General features: G+C 54.4%; 7 protein-coding genes. 5 read left to right on the top strand and 2 right to left on the bottom strand.

Annotated features, from left to right (window positions below; genetic code table 11):
• Together Q0J85_RS05765 and Q0J85_RS05760 are read right to left on the bottom strand one after the other, a co-directional pair.
• On the bottom strand, positions 1-269 hold a 269-nt coding region (locus Q0J85_RS05765; RefSeq protein ID WP_294479079.1), incomplete at its 3' end, for a hypothetical protein.
• Positions 270-358: 89 nt separating this feature from the next.
• Positions 359-1222 carry an AraC family transcriptional regulator gene (locus tag Q0J85_RS05760; protein WP_294479078.1) on the bottom strand — a complete coding sequence of 288 codons (864 nt, stop codon included), beginning with the start codon at positions 1220-1222 and terminating at the stop codon, positions 359-361.
• Between the two features lie 164 nt (positions 1223-1386).
• On the opposite strand from Q0J85_RS05760, the gene Q0J85_RS05755 reads away from it, so the two are divergent.
• From Q0J85_RS05755 to Q0J85_RS05735, 5 genes are all read left to right on the top strand, one after another.
• The gene (locus Q0J85_RS05755) at positions 1387-3531 is read left to right on the top strand and encodes a hypothetical protein (RefSeq protein ID WP_294479077.1); all 2145 of its coding nucleotides are present in this window, start codon (positions 1387-1389) and stop codon (positions 3529-3531) included.
• Positions 3532-3615: 84 nt separating this feature from the next.
• Entirely contained in the window at positions 3616-3807 is a 192-nt protein-coding gene (locus tag Q0J85_RS05750; protein ID WP_294479075.1) for a hypothetical protein, read from the top strand.
• 13 nt (positions 3808-3820) lie between these two features.
• Positions 3821-5146 (top strand): DUF4041 domain-containing protein, encoded by a 1326-nt coding sequence (locus Q0J85_RS05745; protein ID WP_294479073.1) that lies wholly within the window; start codon positions 3821-3823, stop codon positions 5144-5146.
• Positions 5147-5367: 221 nt separating this feature from the next.
• The gene (locus Q0J85_RS05740; RefSeq protein WP_294479071.1) at positions 5368-6462 is read left to right on the top strand and encodes a substrate-binding domain-containing protein; all 1095 of its coding nucleotides are present in this window, start codon (positions 5368-5370) and stop codon (positions 6460-6462) included.
• On the top strand, positions 6459-7232 hold the full coding sequence (locus Q0J85_RS05735; protein WP_294479069.1) for a prepilin-type N-terminal cleavage/methylation domain-containing protein: 774 nt from the start codon (positions 6459-6461) through the stop codon (positions 7230-7232). The genes Q0J85_RS05740 and Q0J85_RS05735 overlap by 4 nt, the downstream gene beginning before the upstream one ends.
• Positions 7233-7236: the final 4 nt, after the last annotated feature.

Genomic DNA, 7236 nt, shown 5'->3' with positions numbered 1-7236 from the left:
GCCGCTTTCTCTCCCCCGAACCCCTCTCTTGTACTGCCGGGCGTGGAGCTTTGTTGCGGGGCAGTGATTGGCTGATGTGGCGTTTGACAGGTGTCGGGTACGGGGAAAGATGTGCTCCTGCGAGCCGCTTTCTCTCCCCCGAACCCCTCTCTTGTACTGCCGGGCGTGGAGCTTTGTTGCGGGGCAGTGATTGGCTGATGGAATGTTTGATGGATGGCTGGTACGGGGAAAGATGTGCTCTTGCGAGCCGCTTTGACTGTGATGCCCATAGATGAAATCCTTTCCGCTGCAATCATTTTTTACTTTTAGTATACCACGGCGGATCGGATGAAAAACGGCGTTTTTTGCTGAAAAAACGTCAAAATTTGCTTTTTTTCCGATATGCGAGAGGCGGCATGCTGCGGAAGCGTTTGAATGTGCGCAGAAAACTGCTCATACTCGAAAAACCGGAACGGGCTGCGATGGTCGAAACCGGCTCCCGGGAGTGAAGCAGCAGGATTTCCGCTTCCCTGATCCGGCGCGCGGCGAGCAGATCCCGGAAATTCGATCCCGTCTCCTGCTCGACGACATGACTCATGCGGCTTTCGCTCAGAAAGAAATGTCTGGCGCAATCTCCGAGTGTGACGGGCTGATGAAAGTTGTGATCGATCCACGAGTGAATGGCGTCGCGTCGGGGACTTTTCAATGAGTCGTCGCTGTGTCTGGCTCCCTGCTGTTCGGTCAGGAACAGTTGCAGCCGGGCCGCGAGCTGACTGAGCCCTTCGTGCACCAGCAGCAGCTCTTCGCGTGAGGTGGCGGGACAGGTCGGTGCGATCGTCTTTTCAAGCGGCTCCCGGTAGACCGGAAGATTTGCCGGGATCTCGTCGGGACAGCGTCGTCCGCCCGCGACGAGCACCAGCGGCGGCAGAGTCGGCGTGGATGAGACCGGCATGAACCAGTCGCAGATTCCGGCATGGCAGAATTTCAGTCCGCCGCGGGGATATTCCGGCAGTCGCCTCAGAAGTTCATGCCAGCAGAATTGCGCGCAGCGGGATTCGTTCAGGGCTTTGGCACGAATGCACTCCGGCAGACGGTGCTTGTATCGGAATGTGCCGGTTTCAACCAGCAGTCTCCGGGAGGGATCGATGATTGTGACGCAGGTACCGCTCCAGTTTTCAAAACAGCGGATCGCCCGCTCGGCAGGCGTACACTTCTCCAGAGAGAATTCGTTCCCGGCATTCATAGGATTTTCCTCCTGCAATGAAAGGTTGTCATCATGGTAAAATAGATTTCATCAGCGAAAAATGCAACTATTTCAGCAGAATTCGGCGAATATTCCCGTGGAAAACAGTGTATAATATGAAAAAGCAGTCAATGGTTGATCTGTTTGTCAGGAGGGTTCTGCAGATGAAATTTTTCGTTGGTTTTCTGGTCGTGTTCATTGCGTTTTCTCTTTTTCCGGCGGCCGGAGCGGAGTCGACACCCGGGAAAGGGGAACTCCGGATTCGTGCGGGAAAGGAGTTTCAGCCGATTCGGCCCGTACGCAGAATCAAGCCGGGCAGCGCGCTTGATTTTTCCCGGTTTCTGGATGCCCCTGCCGGCAAGTATGGATTTGTGCGCGCCGTGAATGGACGGCTGGAATTTTCCGGACGACCGGGGCACGAATTCCGTTTTTACGGGTCGAATCTCTGTTTCTCCGCCAATTTCCCGGAACATGTGACGGCGGTGCAGATTGCGGAGGAATTCGCCTCGACCGGCTACAATATCGTGCGATTCCATCACTACGACAATCAGCTCGCGTCGCGGAAAGCCGGAACCGTTCTCGATCCGGAGATGCTCGACCGGATGGAGTTTCTGATGGCCGAGATGAAAAAGCGGGGAATTTACTCGACGATCGATCTTTACGTCTCGCGGCGGTTCCGTCCGGGTGAGATCGCCGCATTGCCGGCCGGCGGATCCGGCGGCAATGCCAAGGGAATGATTTTCTTCGACGATGAGGCGTTTGAAAACTGGAAACGCTTCAGTGAGGCGCTGTTGACTCATGTCAATCCCTATACGGGACTCGCCTGGAAAGATGATCCCGCTCTCATATCGATTTCTCTGGTGAATGAGGATACCATTTATCTTGCGGCCAACGCGAAATATGTCAAACCACTGGTCGCGGAACGCTTTCAGGAGTATGTCAAAAAGAATCGGATCACGCTCACGGATGAAAATCACCGCCGCATGAAACTGAAATTTCTCTCGGAAGTCTATCGGGCCCGTTACGCACAGATGCGAGAGTTTCTGCGGGAACTTGGCGTCCGCGTTCCGCTCACGGATCAGAACAGTTACGCGTCGTTGCCGCTTGCGCTGATGGGGGAGGAGTACGACCTGATCGATACGCACACCTATGCCGGTCATCCGAAATTCCTGAATGGAGGCTGGACGCCTCCGGCGCAGATCATGCCCGGGAGTATTCTCGCCGTCTGCGGCGACGAATTTCCGCGGAAAGGTGCGCAGCGTATCTTCGGCAAGCCGCTGACCGTGACGGAGTGGGATGAGCCGTCTCCGAATCTCTGTGAGGTCGAGGCATCTCCGATCATCAGCGCTTATGCCGCGATGCAGGGGTGGAGCGGACTGTGTCGTTTTGCCTATTCCCACGGTTCCCAGCCTGTGGAGCAGGATTATCCGATGAGTTTTTTCGATACGGTGCGGAATCCGCTGCGGGCTTTGTCGGAACGGATCGGGGTGCTCTTTTTTCTGCGCGGGGATGTGAAAGAGTCCGAGGTTGAGTTTCCTCTGATTCTCCGGAGAGACTACCTCGACCATCCTGGCTATCGGGAAAAGAACAACGGATACGAGAGTTCCATCCCGGAACTCTACGGAGATCTCGGGCTGCTGGGAAAAACCGGAATTCTGATCGCCGATCCGGAACAGGGAGTGGAGCCACCTCCGCGTGCCGCTGTCGTGCTTGCCGCCCGGCCGCACCGCGGTGATCCGGCAGGAACTCTCGCGGCAGACGGGGCTGAATCGGCTGCGGAAATCGCGCGTCGCTTTCCGGCGCAGTTCGATCCGGCGCGCGGCCGATTCGGGAGTCTGACTGGAGAGATCATGCTGGACAGCCATGCGCGGACATTCCTGGTTCGGACTCGGCGCAGTGAATGTTTTGTTCTCCCCTCCGGGCACGAGTTGCGCGGTGCGTTCGCTTCGGTGGAGAACCGTCGCGGTCCGGTGACGATCCTGGTGGCCTCTCTGGATGACAGACCGCTTGAGGCGAGCGGGAGGATTCTGATTCTTCACCTGACGGGCATTCAGAATACGGATATGGTTTTTCGCGATGAAACGCGGTCGGTGCTGGAGTCGTGGGGAACGCTGCCGTTGCTGATGCATGACGGGGAGAGTGCGATCACGTTTGCGGGCGTATCTCCGTCGGCCCGGCTGAACATGCTTGACTGGAGCGGTGAAGTGATCGGTTCGATTCCGCTGGAAGCAGTTCCCGGCGGCAGTCGCTTCACGGCGTGCAGTTTTTCCGACGGCCGTGCGGTGGCGGCGTATGAGTTGATCCGCTGACGTCAGGTTCGGATCTTTGCAAATTCAGGGTCTCGGAGAATTGATTTTTCCGAGACCCGCATGTATTTTGGAAAAGCGTTGCTCATGGGCGGTTTTCGCCCGGCAGCCGAAAACACACAATCGTTCGCGATCGGTTGCCGCCGAGCGTGGCTGCAAAGAACCGGCAAAGACATCGAAGCCGCCGGAACGCAGTTGCTTCAGGTTTACGGAAAATCGATGAATCCGGATGGTTTGCCGCAGCGATCTGCTGTTTTGTTGGAAGCAGTTTGTAAGTAAACAGGAGGGGAAGATGGTTGCTTTCATATCGGTTTTGTTTGCTGTTCTCATGTTGAGCCTGTTTGGCGGGGCAGTGTCTGTGTTGGTGGACAAGCTAAAGGTAATCAAGCGGCTGAATCACGAACTCGACGGATACAAGGCACGTCAGGCGCAGGCGGATCAAATCATCTCGGAACGTGATCAGATCATTGCCGAGGCACAAAACAAGGCGACTGAAGAGGAAAATCGTCTCGCGATATTGAAAGACGAATGCAATAAAGCGGAGGCCGCCAATCAGGAATTGAACCATAAAAACGCCGCTTTGCAGGAGACCATCGAACTTGCTGACCTGAACTTTTACAAGCCACACTATAATTTTGAAAAGTCCCTCGACTATGAGCGGGCACTCAGCAACAACAGGAATGCGCAAAAAGCCTTGATAAAGGCAGGCAGGGCGGTGGTTGCGGAGACTCATGAGAAGTACAGCAAGAAAGTGTCGAATGTACTTGTCAAATTGTTGCTCCGAACGTTCAACAGTGAAAGCGACCTGTTAATTCAAAATGTTGATTACAAAAACGTTGTTGTGTACGAAAACCGACTTGACAATTCCTTTGAACAGCTCAATAAATGGACGATGCCTTTTAATGTGATGATTACAAACGATTTTCTCAAATTGAAGATCGAAGAGCTGCGGATTTATCACGAGTTTCAGGAGAAAAAACAGGCCGAGGCGGAGGAACAGCGGCAGATCAAGGCGATCATGCGGGAGGAAATCCGCGCCGAGCGTGAAATGGACAAGGCAAAGGCCGAGGCGGAAAAGGAGCAGCAGAAATATCAGTCGTTGCTTGACAAGATGATGGAAGCGGCCAGAGCGGCTCACGGCGCGGAACTGGAAAAGATGAATGCGCAGATTGCTGTTCTGCAACAGCAGCTGGATGAAGCGAAAGCGAAAGAACGTGCAATCAGTCAGGCGCAACTTACCAAAGCCGGATATGTCTACGTGATTTCAAACGTCGGCTCATTCGGGGAGAACGTATTCAAGATCGGCATGACGCGACGCCTTGAGCCGCAGGAACGGGTGGATGAACTTGGTGATGCTTCTGTTCCGTTCCAGTTCGATGTTCACGCGATGATCTATCACGAAAATGCGCCGGAGCTGGAAAGCAGACTGCATCAGGTGTTCGAGCGGAATCGAGTCAATAAAATCAATCCGCGCAAGGAATTTTTCCGGGTTTCCCTCGACGAAATCGAAACTGTCGCCCGGCAATACAAGGCCGATGTTTCATTTACTAAGATCGCGGAAGCGAAAGAATACCGACAGTCTCTGGCAATGGAAAGCGAGATGGCTAAATCAGCTTAAGTTCTGCCCGCTTGAACTTGGATGAGTGCGACGGCTTGTGCCGGAGGCGTTCACCTGGTACGTGCTCGGGATGAGTTTGTCGATCAATGATGAGATTGCCGACCCCGGTTTCGACGACCCTCCCGGGGCTCTCTTTTTTTCATATTTTTTTCAATTCCTCTTGACATGTTCCGGCATTTATGGTATAATTAAAGTGTGTCGGTAAAGAACACGGTTGAAAAATGGAACTGAATCGGGAAAACAAGGCGGAGCTGCTTTTCCATCGTCTGCGGGAACGGCTGGAGTCGATGTCGGACGGAGAGAGTTTTCCGTCAGTGCGACAGATTATGCAGGAGTATCAGGTGAGCCGTTTCACGGTGGATCCGGTTCTGCGGAAGCTGCGGGAGCAGGGGCTTCTGGAAGCGGTGGTCGGTTCCGGCATGTTCGTGCGGCACCCGGTCGCCGAAAAACGACCCGGAATGCTGATTCTGGAGCCGGACTGGGAGAGCCCGTCGATCCGTGATATGAGTTCTCTTCTCGCCGCGCAGGCGCGAAAACACAATTTCGAGCCGGAAATCCGGGCACTTGATCATCGTGAGGATTTCTGCCGGATGCTGCCGGAACTCCCGGGCGGAGTAATTGTTGCGAACTCTCTCGCCCGCAATTTGTTGACGGCCGATCAGGTGCGTGCTCTCGTGAATGCGCCGACGCCGTGCATTCTCTGCCTGAATGCGGCGCGAGTGGACCGCGTACGGTTTGTAAACGGCAACAACTTTGCTGCCGGCATGATGGCGGCAAACTATTTTTTCCGATGCGGATATCGCCGAATGGGTTTTCTGCGCACGGAGCCGCACGGTATTTCGTCGGACGATCTGATTGAGGGGTTTCAGCTCGCTGCGGGAACGTTCGGATGTTCTGTGGGGATTTTCGATTGCGGAACCAGATCCGGTGAGGATTCGAGCGAACGCACCCGGGACTATCTGGCGCGACATCTGGATCGGATTTGCGGGTGTGATGCGTTGCTTGTCGGCAGTAATCTGCCTGCGATAGCGGCGATGGGTTATCTGGAAGCGCGTGGCGTTTCGATTCCGGAAGAGCTTGGTATTCTGGCTCTCGGAGATTCAAAAATTTCGCATACGGAGCAACTTTCCGTGGTTGCTGCGGCGCGTTCGGAGATCGCCGCAGAGGTGGTGGCGATGGCTTCAGATATTCTCAACCGCAGATTCGACCGCAAATTCCAGATCGAGATTTCTCCACGCATTATTGAACGAGGCAGTACCCAATCAACAGAGGCCCGCAGCGTGCAGGCCGCCTATGAACAGGAGGTTGTTAAATGAAGCGTTCCAGATTCACATTGATTGAGCTTCTTGTAGTGATTGCGATTATTGCAATCCTCGCCTCGATGCTGCTGCCTGCATTAAACCGAGCCCGGGCTTCGGCGCGGCAGACAACCTGTACGAACAATCTCAAACAGGTAGGAGTTGCTTTGAATCTGTATGGTTCCGACAATAAATATTATCCTGCGGCACGCCCGGTGGATGCGCTCGGTTATGGACGCAATTTTCACTGGTGGTATTTCCGGGTGCTCCCTTATTTGTCGAAAGATACGAGCATAACAAATATTACATGGGATCAGGCGGCGAGATTGCGGAATTTCGGCGCTTTACGCTGTCCGGAAATCAAGACGATCAACTCGGATACCTGCAGCTATTCCATGAATCAGTTCAGCCATTCGATTTCTCTGCTCGGCATGAGTCCGTTCTGGGCCGCTTCCCCGGGGAACGGGCCGGTGAAGGGATTGAACGTCTCCTACTGCATCAAGCCGGAGACGGTTTCCCGGGGCACTTCTTCCCGGGCTCCGGTGGCGAATTCGCGTATTCTTTGGGTTTCCGAGCTCGGGCTGGATCCGTCCGGGATCGAAAACTTGAAACAGCAGCCCTACATCAGTGATTTTGAGGATCGAAGCCGGATCGATAATGTTCAGGGAGGAAGCGAATACTCTTTTCGTCATCTCAACCGCAAGAATGTACTCTGGCTCGATGGACACGTTTCTCCGATTCAACTCGGCGATATCGACGGGGCGTTGAGCTTGAAAGATGGTCGGTGAATGG

It is taken from the genome of uncultured Victivallis sp. (assembly GCA_944389935.1).
In the GTDB taxonomy this organism is placed as follows: Bacteria; Verrucomicrobiota; Lentisphaeria; order Victivallales; family Victivallaceae; genus Victivallis.
The sequence above is the reverse complement of the archived record's forward strand: the minus strand, read 5'-3'. Positions and strand labels throughout refer to the sequence as shown.